Here is a 14707-nt window from a genome sequence, read left to right on the forward strand (position 1 = left end):
TTTCATTCAGGCTTTCAGCAAACCTCTCAACATAATTCATAACCATAATACGCACTAATATAGTGATAAATTATAATCTTTTCAAGTTGTTATCTGTGGTCGTTTTTTGCTTATCTGGGCGCCTAACTGCCTTGTTTTCCTTAATCTTTACCCTGAAATTATCCTATTAATTACTTTTTTGGACGCTCGGCTTCGCTATAGTGTTCCAAATACAATATTTAATTTTCAAGAAACCGCTGCAGTTTGATAGTCAATGACTATCAAGCCACCAAAGTAAAATAGGAATAAACTATCAATAACCACTAATATTTTTTGAGGTCGATCACATGAGAACCCCGCCATTTGCTGAGTTGGTGAACCAACATTTTGATTCTTTGCACGACGCTGCGGCGTTTTTTCATGTGACGGTACCGACCATTCGGCGTTGGTTGTCGGGCCAATACTCGATCAATCCCATCGCCGAGAAGCTGATGAATGTGCATGCACGTGGCTATTTGCCCTTAGATCACCGTTGGGACGGTTTTAAAATTAACGTCGACCGTGCCACCTTGATCACACCCGAAAGACGCGAATTCAACCCTAAAGAATTGCTCAGTTTTGCCTACTGGCGTGATGAGCATCGTCAACTGGTTGAGCGCCACGGCAAGATTGATTCACCGAAATATTACCCACCTAAGGAGCATCCATTGCCGTTTCGTGGCGGTCGTCGAATGCCCCCCAAACCTTGGGTCCCCAGCAAATTCAAATAAAGAAGCAAGTTAAAAAGGATTAGCGATGAAAGTGAGTGTCTATATCGATCAAGTGCTGTTCAACCAAGCGCTCAAAGCCGCCAAAGGCTCTGGAGTGACGCCGTCCCAAAAAATCGCCCACTGGGCAGAAATGGGTCAATTTATGGAAACCAAATCCCTTGGCTCATTGAGACTGATACAAAGTGGTCAGAAAAAGAAGTGACTCACCTGCCCGCTTTTATCGATTTGGCGCTGACGATCCCCCAAAAGAAGGCTCAGCTCAGCGCCGCTTTGACTTAAAAGAGAATAAAATGAAGACGTTACGACAACGACTTATAGAAGGTGAAGACAGTGGGATCGCGGATTATCACCTTGACGCCTTGATGAAAGCGTTGGATTACGAGAGAGACAAGCTCCCTCCCGATGAGCCGGCTTGACTCCGTGTTAGGGATGACTCGCGTTGGCGGACACGCAACTGGCTGCCAAACCTTCTGTTCGACTTTTTGGGAAAACGAATCCTGTGTTTTTTAATGCAACACTAAAAAATTCAAAAGGCAGTGCCGTTTGTCGCCCAGGCATGGATTGACTTGCTGTCCAATAATCGACTTGATTAAATACGCCATAATTGTCATAGAGGTTTCCTGAGCCCTGATAAAGCGCCGATAATTCTAGGCCTGTGGCACGGCGCCAATCCTTTCTTTCCAAGAACTGAATCTCAGCAAGGTGTTGGCAATAGCGGTCATATTGACCTTGGGTGCCGTCTAAAGTGGCGTCCTGTCCATCTTGACGAAACAATCCAAAAAGCCCACTGGCCGTCGCGTTGAGACCGACCCCAACAACACTGGAGGCGTACGTTTTGCCCGCGTTATCAACGGTGTCCTCTTGACGGTAATTCAACGCGTTTAAAAAAGAAAGGCTTGGGGTACCGGTGAAGAGTTTGTTCTTAGCCTCAGCATATCTCCCTTTGACCACTTTTAAACAGGTTTCACCCGAGTTATTTTTATCGGTATTATTCACCTGACCACACGAAGTTAACAGCGGTAAGATCTTCAACTTTAGGGGTGCACTCTGCACGCCTCCAAAGTGTGCGTATACCGTGACGGGCCCTTCCTTTCGAGCAATGCCGATCCGCTCACCGTCTGGAATGCTCAAGATATCCGGATCCATGGATTCAAGTCTGAGTCCCGGCAGCGTTGAAATGTTCACGCGTGATGACGAAGTGTGCGCTGCGATGTCTTGTGGGCCATCAAACAAGGCTTCGGTTTCTGCAAACACCTCGAACGTGATGATACTCTTCACGGGGAAGGTGCGACTGTCCGCCGTAACGATCACCTCACTGATTTGGAATGATTGCGTTTCAACCTCTGTGCTCTCGCTGTTTTCAATTTCAATATCTTCAACCTTTTCGAACAGGTTTTTATCTTTGCAACCGACCAATAACACACCGACGATCAACATTGTGCTTTTCAATACTTTAATAGAACTGGGGTGTTTCATTCTTAATTTCCTCATGGCGTTATATGAACGTCGAGGAATATATACATTATGATCGTTGCGCGTTTTTGCTCTGTCCGCTTCTTTGAAATTAATAATTATAAATTAGAATGCGAAACCACTCAGAGAGGCGTAATTTGGCTTGGAATTGGAAAGTTAATTTTAATATTCAAACATTTAGACAGGTGTACCCGAAAGAAAAAACACTCAAGAGAAACCCATTTAGTCTTCTACTCTCAACACGACCTCGCCCTGCTCTAGCAGCTCAACAATCGCTTGTTGGTACGCTTCTTCGACGATGGTTTGTTCCCAAACGCGCTCATAATTAGGTAAGACTTGCGGTCTGGAGATGGTCGATACACCGAAGCTTAAGGCGCCCTCGATACGGTGTCGCTTGATGGTGATCAGTTTGGCCTCAGTCCATGAAGGCACTGGTTTGGTGAGACGTTTAGATTGAAGTGTTTTTTTCTTTTTCGCCATGTTGAACCCTCCTCTATGTAGACCATCAGCCTATCAGAGGTAGCACAAACGCTTTACTGTTTGCTCAGCAAAAATCGACGTAAATCTCGCTCCGCACGCATAACAAACAGGATGTAGACTTTGTCAGCTTCTTGTTTGTAAAAAACACGACACGGATTCACCACGACTTCACGATAATTAAGGTGCTCTAGCTCGGGAGGCAGACGCCCAGACTCAGGAAAGTCGACGAGTCGTTCAACTTTGTCGAAGACGTTTTGAACGAGTTGTTTGGCCGCAACCAAATTTTCAAGAGCAATATATTCCGCGATATCGTTAAGGTCCAATAACGCGGGCTCACTCCAAATCACTTCAGCCATTTTGACATCTTGTCTTTGGCTTCGTCATGACTCAGCGACTTGCCTTCAGAAATGGCTCGCTCACCGCGTGCGATCCCTTCGAGGATAGCCAAGCGGTTTTGCATAAACTGATAGTCATCGACGTCAACCAAATACGCAGAAGGTTTGCCATGCTCGGTGATCAACACGGGCTCTTTGGTGTCGTGCAGATCGGCAAGGATTTTGGTCGCTTGACGCTTAAGGGAAGTAACGAGCTCGACTTTCATGAGTATGACTCCAACAGAAGATTAAAGTGATACTATTGTATCACTTCCTGTATAGCAAGTTTAGCGCAGAACACTGCCATCCGTTAGGAGTCGTTGTTAATAAGTACTAAATTATGTGATTGGAAAGCTCCAAACTCCAGGTACCTTCTTTACGACGAACTAATTGCACGTCAACCCCGTTAGATTTCCATTTGTTACAAGTATTGATGTAAAACTCTTCTTCCAGGGCTAAGCGAGTAACGTTGCTATAACTAGCACACCCCAAATATGCTTCGACGATAGACTCCTTTGGTATTGATAAACAATACAATGGACGACCTGAAACTATTACTTGGTTCCATTTACCTGCTAGGTTCTCAAACTCGCTCACTGAATATCGAGAGTGTTTGTTACCCTTAATATTCTTAACAACGCGCACCTCCTCTTCATACCCCCATACAAGATCTTTCATCAGAAAAGCATTTTTAAATAGACCATAATCATGATGTCTAAAGCTTCTAACTTCTTCACCGACACTCATTAGCGAGTCAAAGTTGGAGGTTGGTAACATATTTTTAGGCATTGTTGATGTGTAAACTATTTCACCGAATTGAGCAGGAATAACACATGAGCTTTCATCAAGTAAGCTTGCTTTTTCCATATCAATACCAATAACAACACCTCGATGGTCATCACCGTAATGAGACCACATAAGGGGGTTTAATGGATTACGAGTAAGCGAAAGAACACCATAGTTGCGACTTAAGCGATTACGATAAGGGTTTATCTTTAACTGACTACTTTCATCATCAGAACCTTCAAAGCAGATAGCCGTTCCTTCAAATGGGTCATTGAGATCTTCTAAGCAAGAGAAGCCAATTGAAAGACCATCTATAACTAAACACGCTGATTTGAAAGACATGTATTTATAGAGAATCATAATTTTCCTATTTATCCGAAGCAACTAGCGAATTAGTTATGTGAAACGTAGTGCGATTAAGCCAAAGTTACGCACAACAAACCCAACACCGAGACAAAAACACCTCAGCGTTGGAATTCACTTTTAAATACTTTGCATGGATAGGTAGCACTATTTAGTTAGTGCGAAGTGTATGTAGACCTCGCAGACGAAGATAGCACGGAATTGGAAACATGCGTTTTATTCTGCGAATAGAAAAGATTTTGAAATGTCAGTAACTCTTCAGGGGGGTTACTCAGGACGCTTAGGGTCCGTCTATTAAAGGATGAGCCATCAAAACTCATCGTGACGAACCGGTTAAGCTCGTCACCATTAGAACATAGCAAATCAAACACTACTTCACCGACGTAGTGTTTAAAATTAAGGCATAGTTCAATCTCAGGGAGATCATGTAATGGACTTTCATAAGACACACTACTAATAACTATACCGAATTTACTATGCTCTACTTTGTAATTCATAAGTCTGTACAAGCCACGTACATCGCGTCAATTTTACCCGCGATGTCACTGCTAATCCTCATAACCTCACCAAGAGAGCTGATAATACGTGAACTCAGGACCATATCGCTCATATGGAACAGGGAGTGCCGTTGCTCTCTATAATACTGATAGCAAATTTCTAATTGAGAAATCGTACCGCTATCAATCCCACTATCGTACTCACTCTTTAACGAGCAACTCGTTCGAGTACAGTCGAAGTATTCACCAATGTCAACTCTTGAACTGTCAGTATACAAGCCGTACAACGATAATACTTGCTTAATCACGCCTTCCAAAACTCTGAGATCGGCATAAAGCAGCATAGAATACTCAGGTAAAGACGGTGATGCAAGTTTTACACAGTAACTAGACACAAGTAGATTCTTAAATGGGGCATCCATCCTTGAAAACGAATTAGAGTACTCTTTTTCAATAAATAGCTGAGCAACCTCTTCACGAACAATTGTTCGATCATCATCTGATGTTTTACTTATTACAGACTGCAACGCTGCTTGATCTAAAAGTATTGAGAGAGAATAAGTTAAATTTCGGTAACAGAACAGAGGCTTGCCTTGAATTTGTAGTACATTAGTACTGTAATGCGTTAGAACGAGCCTATCTTTACATTGCACGCTGTAAAGCTCAATTCTAGTACCATGGGCCTGAGGGTGTCGGGTCACTTCAATTTGTTTCTGACCATCTTCATCAGTTATGTCTTCAAGGTCAGATAACAAAGTTTCAACGGTCTCTGTACAAACGCCCTTAAGGGAGAAGTTCACTGGTATACGTTCGTTAGGATCAACTGTTGAATAAAGAAAATCAGCTAGTTGCTTACCCAGAAGTTGGTTACGTCCGGTTTTGTACTGAATCGTAGTCAAACCACCAGTTTTATAAAACAAAACAACGGTGGCATCATCTAAACCTATCCCACCAAACTTAATCGTGTATTTAGCGTCAGTTCGATCCTGAGAGCGAATTTTTAAATGACTATTTTGACTAAAGAATGAATCAAAATATGTCGCTGTGAGTTCTTGCTTAAACGGCAAGTCTTGATAATTTTTATCCATAAGTTATAAACCTAGTCTAACTGAGAATTGAATAATATCAGCCCTAATTGCACCCATGTGAATTCTAAAGATGAGGCTGAACAGTTATCAGATAGAAAAATTCTGCGTTTAAATAAAGAATTTTTCTGTCTAGTTTGATTAATGGGGCTGATTATAACGACCAACCCCATTTATAACAGTGATTTAAATCATTAGCTGTAAAACAAGGTGCTGATAACTTAGTCTCTTATAGATTAAATGCAAAAAAAGCCACTTTTATAAGAAAATGGCTCTTTCAATTGGTTGATTTTATCGGCGTTTTTTGTAGCGTTTTCGAGTGGTGTTCGCCCTAACTACACGCCCGTTCTTGAGCGTATATCCTTTCTTAAGTTGGCCGTTTGGTCGGCGGCCTTTGCACTTGTGTCCTTTCATTCGGTATCTCCAGTTTTCGTATTCGTTGCTCTTGGTCTTGCTGCACTCGCTTTATCCAGTTGATGTCCGTTTTCAAAGCCGCAATCGTGCCAAGGCTTGAGACTCCGCCTGTCATAAACGCAATAATCAGTGTGTCCAGAAACCCCATCATTTTTCCTTCCATCTCGATACGTAAAATTCGAGGAGATAGCGAACCATGGCGCGCATCCCGAGCGTATCCACGACGACTGCCCCCACCACAAACCAATACGGATTGGGGATACGCTGCAGCGCGGTAAAGCCTTGCTCAACATAAGGGGCGTAATTGGGGATGAATGAGAGGATGAGCGGCACAAACACCACTAAGAGGATGAACTCATCTTTGAGTCCCCGCTCTCGAATGCTGACTTCATCGAGACTACTGGCCTGCTCTTCTCCGTTTTGAAGTCGACGCACCCTCGCCTGATGCTTCTCGCTCTCGAGTTCATCTTTGCGCTTAAGCGTTTCGGCTCGGTTTTGGTTGTGCTGCTTGTACGCCGCCACACCACCGGTCACGAGATTAATGAGCGCGCCAATCATGTGTACACCCGACGACTCAATTCAATGTGCGGACCGTCTTTCAGGCTCTTCCAATCACCGCCCCAAACAATCGCGACATTCAGCTCTCGAGCGGCTTGTTTAAAGGCTCGGCTGATGGCGGCGTAATACTTAAAGTCCCACGTGACTTTGTTGTTTTCGTCGTAGGCCACGAAATCGATCGCATGGCCAGACTGGTGCCGGCTAAGACGTTTCGCCCCATCGAGCTGGCTCAAGCCTTCTTGATAGAGCTGATATTGGCGTTTCGCGGTGCGTAGACCTTCCGTGATGCCAAAATCATACGGTGACAGCTCGAGTGCTCGACGTACAACCTTTTTCAAGTCGCCATGCACGCCCAACATGCGGGTTTCGCTACGGGCAGACAGCACAAAGTCGCTGACCGTTTCATCAATGGTTCGCTTATTCATAAGGTACACTCCGGCCAGTAAGCCACTGGCGAGTAACATTAGCCATCTCATTCGCCCTCCGATTTCACAAGGAGTCTCGAATGCAGCGTAACGCTAGCATCAACGTGGAAGACGGTGATCTCAAGCTTGGTCGCGGCTTTTGGCTTGATAAGAGATATTGGATAGCCATAACGTTGATTCGCAGCAAAATACAGAAAGAGCAAACGCCCCGATACGTTGGTATCGTTGGCAGTCAAAAACTTGATTTGGACGACGCCTTCCTCTGCCGGAAGCGAAAACGAGTTTCGGCGCTGGTTGTGTGGCGTTGCTTGCTCAAGTTTATGGCGGTTAATACTCAAATCGAGCAATTCAAGGTGGTTGGAAAGCGGAAACGTCGCCTCTCGATTTGAGTGGACAATGAATTTTATCTGATTGTCGTGTTTCGCTTCCACGTTCAACACGCCATCATTAGCGCTGACAATCTCAGGATTGGTTAACGACAGCATCATAGCGCTTCTCCTACTTTAAGGCGGTCGCTCGCGGTGCCTTGCAAGCTCACGGCTTGATTGGTGTTGAGCGTCAAATGTCCGCCCGGACGTAACTCCAAGAAACCTTGCACGATGACCGTGCCTTCATTGGTGGCCAGAGCTTGTAAGATGAGTGCCTTTCTCGCGCTTTTCTCTCGAATGCGTTGATAGCCTCCCGTCATTAACAAAGTGCCATTGCCAATTCTGGCGAACGTCACGCGCTCTGGATCCGACGTCACTTTCAATTCGGTGTTGGTGATGGTCGCTTGCACGTCCAGTGACGCGTTCCCAACCTCGACATTCACCGGTTGTTGGATGCGCTCAATGGTTAACGGCCGTGTGATTTGGTCGATCGTCACCGGCTCGGCCACTCGATTGACATTAACCGGCGTTTGAACCTCACTAATCGTGGTAGGTGTTTGTATTTCTGATATTTTAACCGGAGTGACAATGTCACTAACCTTGACGGGCTCACGCACTTTTTGAACCGATACTGGCGTTTCAATCTGCGCCACACGCACCGGCGTTTGTACTTCACTGACCTGTACGGGATCTTGCACTTTTCTCACGTGCACCGGCTTTTCAATTTCACTGACCAACAGCGCGTTATTGACGCTGATTTTCTGCGCCTTGGTCATGATCAATAAATCCGACACTTGATACTCAAACGTCACATCGACAGACTGATGATTGTTCAGCTCGAGCTTGTCAAAGGCAGACACATCGACGGTGTCACCCCCGAAGATCTCAACGGGACGCATGGTATCGCCCTGCAGCAGTAACGAGTGCGTGGTATCACGCAAGATAAGGTACTTACCGGATTGACCGGCGTTAAACGTCAGCGTGTGATTGGGCTCGAGTGTGTGGGTCTGTTTCATGATGCGCGCCTTGTCATGACCACCCCAATGGTGACCATCGTGCCGATGATCCCAAGGATGAGAGAGAGTTTTTTCAACGTAGAGTTGTCGGATTCATTGGTGCCCGTTTGCTCTCGCGCTTTCGCGTTGTTGGCTAAGGCAATCGCCGCTTTGGTGGTTTCGGTTTGTTGACCGGCCATCGATTTGATCGAATCAATGGCGTATTGACTGACTTCGGATTGCTCTTCTAGGGCTGACGTCCCAAAGCCAAAGGCTTCGTCGACGGTGTTATCGACCACACGCAACGAGTTATCGACCATGTTCAATGAATCCCCGACCACTGATTCATTGACTCTTAACGCTTGGGTACCAAAATCAAACGCTTCTTCGGCGGTACGTCCCGCAATGGCCATCGCGCCATGATCGGTCATGGTCAAATTGATGTCCGAGTCACTGACGCCCGACAGCATCACACCGGTATTGTCGCCCCCGACCGCCGCACTGCTGCTGGTGTTTGTGGTCGTCGTGGTGTTGCTTTGACGACTTTTCGAAGAACTTCTTCCACCCATATCCGCTAACCTTATTTGTAAAATTCGCTCATCACCGCGACGTTCAATTTCCTGAACTGGTAATTTCAACCGCCTTGCTATGAACCGCTGTGCGCCATCACGATAAAAATGCGCTCGCACCGAATCAAAGCCATGCTGTTTGGCATGCTCGACGGCGGCCAATGTGCCGGTAGCCATGTCGCCCGCTAACCCCACCACAACCAGCTCTTTGGTGTGGTTTTTCAGCCTTTCACCACGCAGCAACACGACAGTGTCACTTATTTGATACGTTGCCTCTAAGCCTTTTGCCACTTGGGTTTGTGCGTGTTGGTAATAGTCTCTCAGTGCTGGTTTTAGCCGTTGATGAACGTGCGCCCACTTTGTTGGCTGTAAGCTATCGTTTGGATAACGCATACAAGGCAAACAGCGCCATCAACACAATGAACCACCACGGCATACCGCGTTGTTCACCGAGGCTGATGTGCCCGCCTTCAAACCCACTGTTGTTGGTGGTGTTGCCGGAGGTTCCGGACGTAGCGGGTCCTGCTGCGCCTCCTTGAAGGCCACCGCCACCGGTTAATGATGTCAATGATCCGAGCATCAGCGCCCTCCTTTGAGCCACATCAGTGACGCGACAAACAGCACCACAAGCAACACTTTATTGAGCCCTTTGCCAGCGCTCAGCCCAAACAGGCTGCCGACCCCAAATCCACCCAATCCCCAAAACAATAACGGCATCACCGTCTCCTTATCGTCGAAACGCCAGCGCGCCCAATATCAAGACCAGCAGCACACCAACCCCACCTCCGACGTACAACATCGTGTTGTCTTTCTGAGGTTGAGCTTGCGGTGTGGTCACCGTATTCCCCTTGTTGTCCACTTGAGGATGATTGGGTTGCTGCGTCTTATCAGGGTTCGTGGATTGGTCATTGGTGGGAAACAGCCAGTCGGCGTTTTCCCCGACCGAATCCAATGCGCCCGCGCCAAATTCCAACAGATCATCAAAAAAGCTTTTCATTGGCGCTCCTTAGGCCGCGCCACTCTGCAACATTTCCGGTCGCGTCACTTTCACCGACTCCACCAAGATCGGGATTGAGCCTGGGACATCGGTGGTGGTCACGGAGAATTTTAAGTTGGAGCTGTGCTGCGTCGGAAACAGTTCATCAATGGAGAATCCACGAACGATCGGGTCAAAATGGAAATACCCGTCTTGTGGCGTACGCTCATTACGTTTCGCGTTGGCTTCTGAAATGAAGGTATTGGCTTCGTACTCTTTGACAAAGTCGCGCTCAATTTCCAATTTGCTGATCTTGTCGTGCATGAAATGCATGCGACGAATGCTGATGAGTGGACTCGCCACCAAGTTGGTGAACTCGTTCTCGCCTTGCGCATTGGCCGGCATGGTTTCGCGTTTGATCATCGGTACCAAGACCCGCATCGCTTGAGAGTTACTCACCCACGCATGCACTTGTATAGACAGTGGCGTCGCATTGGCCGCCTTGCCTTTGAATTGGATATCGAGGTGGATATTGTCGCCCAGTTCAGTGACCAAACCGGTGTAACGCACCCCATTTTTAGTGCGTGCCACGATGTCACTGAACGGGATCACAAAATGCCCCGCGGTGGTGTCTCGTTGCTTGTAACGCTCGAGCATCAACAACTCTTCACCGGTTAAGACGTAGATCTCTTCGGCGTTCAGCGTAATGGCAATGCGCTGCATGTCAGCAGCGCTGGCGTTGGTTTCCAGTACCAACTCGTGGTACGTCGGGCCATTAGGGATAGGCAATGTGCCTTTTTGTCCCCACGACGCGCCAACCATCGAATTCAGTTTGATTGGTTTGACTGACATCGTATTCCCCTTTAAAACCAGCCAGAGCGACCCAGCAACTTATCGAGGCCGCCGACTTTATTGTTCACAGCAAAGACGATCGCACCCGTCGTGACCGCCGCAATTCCGGCGACAATCGCCACATTTTTCACGTTCAATCTCATGGGAGTTCCTTTAGAGTGATTGATGCTGATAACGTGGTGTATAGAGAGAAAAATGACCAGAGCCTTGAACCTGTTAGGCTCAAAGTTAAACCTATTAGGTTACCCATCATCGCTTGGGGTAGATTTTTCCTTGTTCCCACTTGCCCAATCCCGGTGATTTGAGAATGTAATCGGCGAACTTTTTGCGCCCTAAATGCTCCCTATCGACGCAGCTTTGCAACCCCAAAATGGCCTCGATGGGAATATCGAAATAGTCCGCAATGTACTTAGCATTGCGCCGTGAGCTGACCGCACCGACGTACACATATTTGGATTCATCGAGCACCGTTTTAGGCACTTCTTGCCCGCGCTGAAACGTCGCGTGCATCACCAAGCCAAAGCCGCGGCCACCCGTCCAGAGTTCGCCAGCTAACCCATCGAGCTTTGACGGTGTATTGGTGAACTTGGCAAGCTCTTCAATCACACAGTGCAGTTTTTTCGGATGATGGCCATCGCCTAATGACCAGACCATGTTGGCAAACAACTCAAGGTTCTCTCGGGTTCGCGCTTGCTCGACCAGAGCCAACCGAAACGCGGTCTTTTTCTTTCGGGCAAACCACGCCTTGTGGTAGAACTCATCAAAGCTGTGACACGCTTGCACGCGGGCACCTTTGAGCGGCGCCTCGATGTGCTCACTGTACGGATCGAACATCACTACTTGAGACGAACGCTCAATGAAATTGAGCTGACGAATGGCGGTGGTTTTGCAGCTGCCCGTGGTGCCCATGTAACAAACGTGCTCCGCATTGTGGGCGTTATTCTTGTTCACTGGATTGGGAAGCTTCACTGTCCACCTCCTGCGGCGTCTCGGGCTCAGTTGTCTCCTGAGCCTGTTTAAGTTGGCGCACTTGTTTGGCGCAGCCTCCAATCAAGGTCATCGAGGCCATAGCAAACACAAACTCGCCTTGGTACTGTCCAAACCATTTCAAACCGGCGGGACCATACTTCTGCAGCATGGGTGATGCGGCGTCTAGCCACTGGTTACCGGCTCGGGTGTCGATTTCAAACGGCACATCAAACACACTGCCGACGGTCATCTCCACCACACCTAAGCCGTAAGAAAGCATCATGCGCGCGTCTTCTTCCCCGAAACCCAATGGCTCCGGCGAAGCGTCTTGCGTCTCTGACGGCTCGGCCTCGTCTTGCTCTCGGGCTTCACGTAAGGTTTCTACGGCTTCAACGGCTTGTTGGTCGCGTTCATCCAGTTCGTTCTCCACGGGCGTGAATGGGGCTTCATTGCTCATGAGTGACTCCTTTTTTCTTCGTTAAACCAAACCACAACAACGCGCAGGTGCTTAACAGCAACAAGAATGACCAGCCTAACCGGGTGTTAACCGACACGGGTTGGTTCTCGTTGGGTTTGTCGGGATTGCTTGAGCCCTTATCGGGCTTGGTTTCGTTCGGTTTTAAAGGGGTGTTTGGGTCGGGTTTCTTATTGGCACTGTCTTTATAGCCAGTAGTGGCTTTATCTGGACTCGACACCATGTGGTTGTGCAACCAGTCTTGAAACGGTTTACCCGCACTTTGATTGGTTTTGCAACTGGGGCAAATCGTATAGAGCTGACCGAGACGGCGCTTATTCTTAGGCGGCTCGCCCCCTTCGATGAGCTTGTGTTCGCCCACGGCGTGCACGGTGCAGAGCTCATCACAGCCATGCGTTGGGCACGCGATGTAACCTTTGACGGGATTCTTACTGGCCATGCTTGGTCTCCAGTTCGCTCAAACGAAGATGGAAATTGTTCATGAGGGATTTCAGCAAGTGGATGGTCGTCGCCACCTGGTGGCTGGCTTCTTCGGCCGCTTGAATCGCGACAAGGGGTTTCTTGAACGTTGGAATGGTGCTCCAATCTGGCGCCGCTTGGGTCAGCGATTGTTCAACGAGCTCAAGCTCGCTGACCAATTGTTGGTAGCTCTGTTGATGCTTTGTCATTGTATTGTCCTCTGTCTCACGACGTTGGTGTGTCCCTGTCTCTCGACGTTAACCAATAGATTATAACAATTAAAACATGAAACTTAATAGGTTTAAGTAATCAAACTGTGCACTTCGATTTCGCCTTTGCTTTCCTAACAGACCGTCGCGCAGCGACTCCATGCCCGTTGCATCACACGCGCACGGTGTGCTTATCGCCATGCTATCGAACGTCTCGCGACACAAGGCTCCAGCTCGCTGGCGAGCTCGATGAGCCGCTTCCTTTAATAAGTTATCCCCGTTTTTCACGGGGTAACACTAACTGTCCCTTACATCTATCTTTAGATAGATCATTAGTCTTTAGACTATGCGTTGTGATCTCAAAGCGTGACTTCATGGAGTAGTTAACGCAGTAAAACACCGGTTAATGAAACGGTTATCCACAACGAGGAATTCACGGTCTTAAATCGATGAGATTGGATAGGAATAGAGACAAAAAACCCCGAAAAATCGGGGTTCAGGCGGATCTAGGCACAGTTTGAGCTTTGATCTTAAGGCACAGTGCTGTTGTGGCGCTGAGTACTGCGACGCGCAAACTTACGTAACAAAGTGATGGGTGTTAAAAGATAACGGATGTGTACGCCGGTTGAGGCGGCCATTTTCTTGAGGTTCTTAGTTGCGGCTTGTTTGGCGTTCGCGTAAGCCAGGTTCAAACCGAGATCGCGGAAATACTTGTCGGTGATGCGCTTAATGGATGCCAATCCATACCAGTCGCCATTGATGTTCTCTCGAGGTTGCTTTGAGGTGATCCAGCCTCGATCTTTTGCGTAACTCACGCACTGTTTCACCCGCCATTCTGGTAAGCCGGTACCTTTGGCTGCATTCGCCCAAGTACGAAGCAAGAACCCGTTCGCGGTCACTACTCCTACCTTACAAGTACGAAACTCCAACTCACTCACCAAGTAGTCCATCACTCGGCCAATATCGGTTAAGTATTGGCGTTGCGTCGACTTGCCCGAACGAGACAACAGATAGTCATATTGGGACGGGTTCTCCAACAGCTTTCTCCAACGATCACGATTGAGCGCGGCCAATGGCCGCGCACTTCTTTTGAAACTTTTGTTAGGAGATCGATGACTGACTTTCATTAGAGTGATAGCAAACTAAACGTTGCCTTCCTAGAGTATTAAACCTTTGACATAAATCACTCTACTGGAATTTATTTGCTACTGGCAAGCATGCCCCGTATGGCTTTGAAGCTAAATCCACCCCTACAATGAACGAAATATGAGGGATCATAATGGAACGCTTTACATACGAAAATGCGCTTTTGAATCGTACTAAAGCTAAGTTCGGTCTCACCTCAGAGTACCAACTAGCAAAAAAGCTGAATGTCGACCAATCAACCGTAAGAAACTGGCGGAATGGTCGGAATTCTATAGACTGGAAGATAGCTTTCCATATCGCAGGCTTGCTCCATGAAAGTGATCAAAATTTGGTCTGGGGTCTCATCGCCCACAAGATAAAAAATGAGAGAGTTATTAAGGTCTTAGAGGATTCAAGACCTTGAAAATTAGCGTATTATGTATTTACCCGCATATACATAATACGCACTTAGGCTAGTTTGATTTTGAGGGGCTTTCTAGGCTCAT

28 protein-coding genes are annotated in these 14707 nt (G+C 47.3%); 4 read left to right on the top strand and 24 right to left on the bottom strand.

From position 1 onward, the window contains the following. Positions 1-326: 326 nt before the first annotated feature. From AB6E51_RS22920 to AB6E51_RS22930, 3 genes are read left to right on the top strand one after another with little or no spacing between them, the layout of a single operon-like run. On the top strand, positions 327-749 hold the full coding sequence (locus AB6E51_RS22920) for a phage protein (RefSeq protein ID WP_372058658.1): 423 nt from the start codon (positions 327-329) through the stop codon (positions 747-749). A 25-nt stretch (positions 750-774) separates the two neighbouring features. Next, positions 775-951 (top strand): hypothetical protein, encoded by a 177-nt coding sequence (locus tag AB6E51_RS22925; RefSeq protein ID WP_372058660.1) that lies wholly within the window; start codon positions 775-777, stop codon positions 949-951. Next, positions 932-1165 (top strand): type II toxin-antitoxin system ParD family antitoxin, encoded by a 234-nt coding sequence (locus AB6E51_RS22930; RefSeq protein WP_372058661.1) that lies wholly within the window; start codon positions 932-934, stop codon positions 1163-1165. Before AB6E51_RS22925 ends, AB6E51_RS22930 begins: the two co-directional genes overlap by 20 nt. Before the next feature lie 7 nt (positions 1166-1172). On the opposite strand, the gene AB6E51_RS22935 is transcribed toward AB6E51_RS22930, so the two are convergent. From AB6E51_RS22935 to AB6E51_RS23050, 24 genes are all read right to left on the bottom strand, one after another. Further along, complete coding sequence (locus AB6E51_RS22935; protein ID WP_372058663.1) at positions 1173-2225, bottom strand: hypothetical protein; 1053 nt, start codon at positions 2223-2225, stop codon at positions 1173-1175. Positions 2226-2444: 219 nt separating this feature from the next. Next, the gene (locus AB6E51_RS22940) at positions 2445-2702 is read right to left on the bottom strand and encodes a hypothetical protein (protein WP_372058664.1); all 258 of its coding nucleotides are present in this window, start codon (positions 2700-2702) and stop codon (positions 2445-2447) included. A 53-nt stretch (positions 2703-2755) separates the two neighbouring features. Then, positions 2756-3058 carry a type II toxin-antitoxin system RelE/ParE family toxin gene (locus tag AB6E51_RS22945; protein WP_372058665.1) on the bottom strand — a complete coding sequence of 101 codons (303 nt, stop codon included), beginning with the start codon at positions 3056-3058 and terminating at the stop codon, positions 2756-2758. Continuing rightward, entirely contained in the window at positions 3046-3303 is a 258-nt protein-coding gene (locus AB6E51_RS22950) for a type II toxin-antitoxin system Phd/YefM family antitoxin (RefSeq protein ID WP_061022887.1), read from the bottom strand. Before AB6E51_RS22950 ends, AB6E51_RS22945 begins: the two co-directional genes overlap by 13 nt. A 106-nt stretch (positions 3304-3409) precedes the next feature. Next, a complete protein-coding gene (locus AB6E51_RS22955) occupies positions 3410-4222 on the bottom strand; it encodes a DUF2971 domain-containing protein (RefSeq protein WP_372058667.1) in 813 nt (270 codons plus the stop codon). 158 nt (positions 4223-4380) lie between these two features. Then, entirely contained in the window at positions 4381-4722 is a 342-nt protein-coding gene (locus AB6E51_RS22960) for a type II toxin-antitoxin system RnlB family antitoxin (protein WP_372058669.1), read from the bottom strand. Beyond that, positions 4719-5810 (bottom strand): type II toxin-antitoxin system RnlA family toxin, encoded by a 1092-nt coding sequence (locus AB6E51_RS22965; protein WP_372058670.1) that lies wholly within the window; start codon positions 5808-5810, stop codon positions 4719-4721. The genes AB6E51_RS22960 and AB6E51_RS22965 overlap by 4 nt, the downstream gene beginning before the upstream one ends. A 364-nt stretch (positions 5811-6174) precedes the next feature. Beyond that, complete coding sequence (locus AB6E51_RS22970) at positions 6175-6369, bottom strand: hypothetical protein (RefSeq protein ID WP_102421148.1); 195 nt, start codon at positions 6367-6369, stop codon at positions 6175-6177. Next, positions 6369-6779, bottom strand: coding sequence for a hypothetical protein (locus AB6E51_RS22975; protein WP_372058672.1), 411 nt, complete (start codon positions 6777-6779; stop codon positions 6369-6371). The genes AB6E51_RS22970 and AB6E51_RS22975 overlap by 1 nt, the downstream gene beginning before the upstream one ends. Next, complete coding sequence (locus tag AB6E51_RS22980) at positions 6776-7255, bottom strand: M15 family metallopeptidase (protein WP_372058674.1); 480 nt, start codon at positions 7253-7255, stop codon at positions 6776-6778. Before AB6E51_RS22980 ends, AB6E51_RS22975 begins: the two co-directional genes overlap by 4 nt. Further along, the gene (locus tag AB6E51_RS22985) at positions 7252-7692 is read right to left on the bottom strand and encodes a hypothetical protein (protein ID WP_372058675.1); all 441 of its coding nucleotides are present in this window, start codon (positions 7690-7692) and stop codon (positions 7252-7254) included. Before AB6E51_RS22985 ends, AB6E51_RS22980 begins: the two co-directional genes overlap by 4 nt. Further along, on the bottom strand, positions 7689-8588 hold the full coding sequence (locus AB6E51_RS22990) for a hypothetical protein (protein WP_372058676.1): 900 nt from the start codon (positions 8586-8588) through the stop codon (positions 7689-7691). The genes AB6E51_RS22985 and AB6E51_RS22990 overlap by 4 nt, the downstream gene beginning before the upstream one ends. Further along, complete coding sequence (locus tag AB6E51_RS22995) at positions 8585-9529, bottom strand: hypothetical protein (protein ID WP_372058677.1); 945 nt, start codon at positions 9527-9529, stop codon at positions 8585-8587. Before AB6E51_RS22995 ends, AB6E51_RS22990 begins: the two co-directional genes overlap by 4 nt. Further along, the gene (locus AB6E51_RS23000; RefSeq protein ID WP_016787082.1) at positions 9510-9716 is read right to left on the bottom strand and encodes a hypothetical protein; all 207 of its coding nucleotides are present in this window, start codon (positions 9714-9716) and stop codon (positions 9510-9512) included. The genes AB6E51_RS22995 and AB6E51_RS23000 overlap by 20 nt, the downstream gene beginning before the upstream one ends. After that, positions 9716-9853, bottom strand: a complete 138-nt coding sequence (locus AB6E51_RS23005; RefSeq protein WP_016787083.1) for a hypothetical protein — start codon at positions 9851-9853, stop codon at positions 9716-9718. The genes AB6E51_RS23000 and AB6E51_RS23005 overlap by 1 nt, the downstream gene beginning before the upstream one ends. 10 nt (positions 9854-9863) lie before the next feature. After that, positions 9864-10133: a hypothetical protein gene (locus AB6E51_RS23010; protein ID WP_016787084.1), complete on the bottom strand. Its 270-nt coding sequence runs from the start codon at positions 10131-10133 to the stop codon at positions 9864-9866. Positions 10134-10142: 9 nt separating this feature from the next. Then, positions 10143-10964 (bottom strand): major capsid protein P2, encoded by an 822-nt coding sequence (locus AB6E51_RS23015; RefSeq protein ID WP_016787085.1) that lies wholly within the window; start codon positions 10962-10964, stop codon positions 10143-10145. Positions 10965-10975: 11 nt separating this feature from the next. Beyond that, positions 10976-11107 (bottom strand): hypothetical protein, encoded by a 132-nt coding sequence (locus AB6E51_RS23020; protein WP_016787086.1) that lies wholly within the window; start codon positions 11105-11107, stop codon positions 10976-10978. Between the two features lie 106 nt (positions 11108-11213). Beyond that, positions 11214-11933 (bottom strand): type IV secretory system conjugative DNA transfer family protein, encoded by a 720-nt coding sequence (locus AB6E51_RS23025; RefSeq protein WP_241797661.1) that lies wholly within the window; start codon positions 11931-11933, stop codon positions 11214-11216. After that, the gene (locus AB6E51_RS23030; RefSeq protein ID WP_372058679.1) at positions 11902-12390 is read right to left on the bottom strand and encodes a hypothetical protein; all 489 of its coding nucleotides are present in this window, start codon (positions 12388-12390) and stop codon (positions 11902-11904) included. Before AB6E51_RS23030 ends, AB6E51_RS23025 begins: the two co-directional genes overlap by 32 nt. Further along, positions 12380-12847 carry a hypothetical protein gene (locus AB6E51_RS23035; RefSeq protein ID WP_372058681.1) on the bottom strand — a complete coding sequence of 156 codons (468 nt, stop codon included), beginning with the start codon at positions 12845-12847 and terminating at the stop codon, positions 12380-12382. The genes AB6E51_RS23030 and AB6E51_RS23035 overlap by 11 nt, the downstream gene beginning before the upstream one ends. Further along, entirely contained in the window at positions 12837-13076 is a 240-nt protein-coding gene (locus AB6E51_RS23040; protein WP_372058683.1) for a hypothetical protein, read from the bottom strand. Before AB6E51_RS23040 ends, AB6E51_RS23035 begins: the two co-directional genes overlap by 11 nt. A 69-nt stretch (positions 13077-13145) precedes the next feature. Then, a complete protein-coding gene (locus tag AB6E51_RS23045) occupies positions 13146-13364 on the bottom strand; it encodes a hypothetical protein (RefSeq protein WP_372058684.1) in 219 nt (72 codons plus the stop codon). 242 nt (positions 13365-13606) lie between these two features. Next, entirely contained in the window at positions 13607-14203 is a 597-nt protein-coding gene (locus tag AB6E51_RS23050) for a hypothetical protein (protein WP_372058686.1), read from the bottom strand. A gap of 152 nt (positions 14204-14355) precedes the next feature. Between AB6E51_RS23050 and AB6E51_RS23055 the strand changes: the two genes are divergently transcribed. Then, a complete protein-coding gene (locus AB6E51_RS23055) occupies positions 14356-14625 on the top strand; it encodes a helix-turn-helix transcriptional regulator (protein ID WP_016787092.1) in 270 nt (89 codons plus the stop codon). Positions 14626-14707 lie beyond the last annotated feature (82 nt).

Origin of the sequence: Vibrio sp. 10N.247.311.47, assembly GCF_041467535.1 — a bacterium.
GTDB classification, from domain to species: domain Bacteria; phylum Pseudomonadota; class Gammaproteobacteria; order Enterobacterales; family Vibrionaceae; genus Vibrio; species Vibrio crassostreae_C.

Bases quoted from the DNA above. Each gene is read 5' to 3' on its own strand.
- AB6E51_RS22935 (WP_372058663.1), bottom strand. From the start codon at position 2,225: ATGAAACACCCCAGTTCTATTAAAGTATTGAAAAGCACAATGTTGATC.
- AB6E51_RS22990 (WP_372058676.1), bottom strand. From the start codon at position 8,588: ATGAAACAGACCCACACACTCGAGCCCAATCACACGCTGACGTTTAAC.
- AB6E51_RS22965 (WP_372058670.1), bottom strand. From the start codon at position 5,810: ATGGATAAAAATTATCAAGACTTGCCGTTTAAGCAAGAACTCACAGCG.
- AB6E51_RS23040 (WP_372058683.1), bottom strand. From the start codon at position 13,076: ATGACAAAGCATCAACAGAGCTACCAACAATTGGTCAGCGAGCTTGAG.
- AB6E51_RS22920 (WP_372058658.1), top strand. From the start codon at position 327: ATGAGAACCCCGCCATTTGCTGAGTTGGTGAACCAACATTTTGATTCT.
- AB6E51_RS22970 (WP_102421148.1), bottom strand. From the start codon at position 6,369: ATGGGGTTTCTGGACACACTGATTATTGCGTTTATGACAGGCGGAGTC.
- AB6E51_RS22960 (WP_372058669.1), bottom strand. From the start codon at position 4,722: ATGAATTACAAAGTAGAGCATAGTAAATTCGGTATAGTTATTAGTAGT.
- AB6E51_RS22925 (WP_372058660.1), top strand. From the start codon at position 775: ATGAAAGTGAGTGTCTATATCGATCAAGTGCTGTTCAACCAAGCGCTC.
- AB6E51_RS23030 (WP_372058679.1), bottom strand. From the start codon at position 12,390: ATGAGCAATGAAGCCCCATTCACGCCCGTGGAGAACGAACTGGATGAA.
- AB6E51_RS22945 (WP_372058665.1), bottom strand. From the start codon at position 3,058: ATGGCTGAAGTGATTTGGAGTGAGCCCGCGTTATTGGACCTTAACGAT.
- AB6E51_RS22950 (WP_061022887.1), bottom strand. From the start codon at position 3,303: ATGAAAGTCGAGCTCGTTACTTCCCTTAAGCGTCAAGCGACCAAAATC.
- AB6E51_RS22955 (WP_372058667.1), bottom strand. From the start codon at position 4,222: ATGATTCTCTATAAATACATGTCTTTCAAATCAGCGTGTTTAGTTATA.
- AB6E51_RS22975 (WP_372058672.1), bottom strand. From the start codon at position 6,779: ATGATTGGCGCGCTCATTAATCTCGTGACCGGTGGTGTGGCGGCGTAC.
- AB6E51_RS23015 (WP_016787085.1), bottom strand. From the start codon at position 10,964: ATGTCAGTCAAACCAATCAAACTGAATTCGATGGTTGGCGCGTCGTGG.
- AB6E51_RS22985 (WP_372058675.1), bottom strand. From the start codon at position 7,692: ATGATGCTGTCGTTAACCAATCCTGAGATTGTCAGCGCTAATGATGGC.
- AB6E51_RS22980 (WP_372058674.1), bottom strand. From the start codon at position 7,255: ATGAGATGGCTAATGTTACTCGCCAGTGGCTTACTGGCCGGAGTGTAC.
- AB6E51_RS22995 (WP_372058677.1), bottom strand. From the start codon at position 9,529: ATGCGTTATCCAAACGATAGCTTACAGCCAACAAAGTGGGCGCACGTT.
- AB6E51_RS22940 (WP_372058664.1), bottom strand. From the start codon at position 2,702: ATGGCGAAAAAGAAAAAAACACTTCAATCTAAACGTCTCACCAAACCA.
- AB6E51_RS23055 (WP_016787092.1), top strand. From the start codon at position 14,356: ATGGAACGCTTTACATACGAAAATGCGCTTTTGAATCGTACTAAAGCT.
- AB6E51_RS23005 (WP_016787083.1), bottom strand. From the start codon at position 9,853: ATGCCGTTATTGTTTTGGGGATTGGGTGGATTTGGGGTCGGCAGCCTG.
- AB6E51_RS23050 (WP_372058686.1), bottom strand. From the start codon at position 14,203: ATGAAAGTCAGTCATCGATCTCCTAACAAAAGTTTCAAAAGAAGTGCG.
- AB6E51_RS23035 (WP_372058681.1), bottom strand. From the start codon at position 12,847: ATGGCCAGTAAGAATCCCGTCAAAGGTTACATCGCGTGCCCAACGCAT.
- AB6E51_RS23000 (WP_016787082.1), bottom strand. From the start codon at position 9,716: ATGCTCGGATCATTGACATCATTAACCGGTGGCGGTGGCCTTCAAGGA.
- AB6E51_RS23020 (WP_016787086.1), bottom strand. From the start codon at position 11,107: ATGAGATTGAACGTGAAAAATGTGGCGATTGTCGCCGGAATTGCGGCG.
- AB6E51_RS23010 (WP_016787084.1), bottom strand. From the start codon at position 10,133: ATGAAAAGCTTTTTTGATGATCTGTTGGAATTTGGCGCGGGCGCATTG.